Genomic DNA, 1,191 nt, shown 5'->3' on the forward strand with positions numbered 1-1,191 from the left:
CTTACTGAGGCAGCAACAACTAACCCACCGGCTTGAAGTGATGTTTCACGTATTTCTGCCAATTTGGCACAGCCGAGGCTAAGCAGATGCTCCATAGCACTTTGGTTATGAATAATGCTTTGATATGAGGAATTTGTTTCAGTAAGAAACTCATGAATCGAACGGAAGCTCTGAGAGCCTTTTTGAGAAGAGAACAGGCTTAAATGCTGGTTATCAACCAACACTATACGTGGGGAGCGGCACACTCTATCTCGTACCGCCTGCTGCAACGTGTATTGATAATCAACAACGAGCACACCGTCAGGATCAGTATATTGCGCCATAACTATCGGCAATAAATCGGTCCGCCAAGGAGTCCCAGACATCGCAAGTGTATAAGTTGCGAGTCCCTGAATCTTATTCAGTATTTCTTGGCCCCAAGCATTAGCATTTTCATATGAGTCACCAGAGCAATGGTGAATTTCGTCAAAGACGACAAACACTCTATAGCTTTTTAATGCTGCCCAGAACTCATCATTAAGTGTTGGTAATGCTTGATATGTTAGAGACCGCCCAATAGCCCCTAAACCGCCAGTAAAAGCTTTTCCTAGCTTATTCTCGAACGTTCTTTTAATGCCATCAGCAACAATGAGCGATGGAGAAAAACATAGAATTAAATCGATCATGCCAGATTGAACTAAACGCAGCGCAACTTCTGCTGCTAGCGTCGTTTTTCCCGCACCAGGAGTGCCTTGGCAAAAGTAATGGTGTCCTCCGGCTTGAAATTTACGCAAGGCGTCAGCTGCACATTCAGCTTGCCACTGCCTTAGCATATTGCTTCCTCTATTGAGAGGCATTTTAGGACATTGGTTAAAACATTGACCTTCCCCAACAGCTCTGCAGAACGTAACCTTGAGCGCTGAAGTAACGGGGTAATCGTATTTTCTAGAGCTGGGAAACGCGTTTGAAGCATTCGATATTCATCAATTTCACCGAGGACAATTTTGAGCTCGCCTTCGTGCTCTTTGCGTTCTTTTATGAGTACGAAATATTCATTTTTATTATCTATCGAACGTTGTGTCTGGCAATAAAGACTAGTAGCCAACGTATCTTTTTTGCTGACTACCGGCAGCTTTCTGAACTCATCTGTCACATAAAAACGCTTTTGTCGACCACGACCAATACACTTAAGCCAGCCATTCCGCTGAAATA

1 protein-coding gene and 1 pseudogene are annotated in these 1,191 nt (G+C 43.8%); both read right to left on the reverse strand.

The features are described 5' to 3' along the window. Positions 1-812 (reverse strand): DEAD/DEAH box helicase family protein (locus J3L11_RS18790; protein WP_207571980.1); only part of this gene is annotated, 812 nt, incomplete at its 3' end. Continuing rightward, positions 806-1,191: pseudogene (locus tag J3L11_RS18795) on the reverse strand (hypothetical protein); the annotation flags it as partial. The gene J3L11_RS18790 and the pseudogene J3L11_RS18795, both read right to left, overlap by 7 nt.

It is taken from the genome of Shewanella sp. 4t3-1-2LB, assembly GCF_017368415.1.
In the GTDB taxonomy this organism is placed as follows: Bacteria; Pseudomonadota; Gammaproteobacteria; order Enterobacterales; family Shewanellaceae; genus Shewanella; species Shewanella fodinae.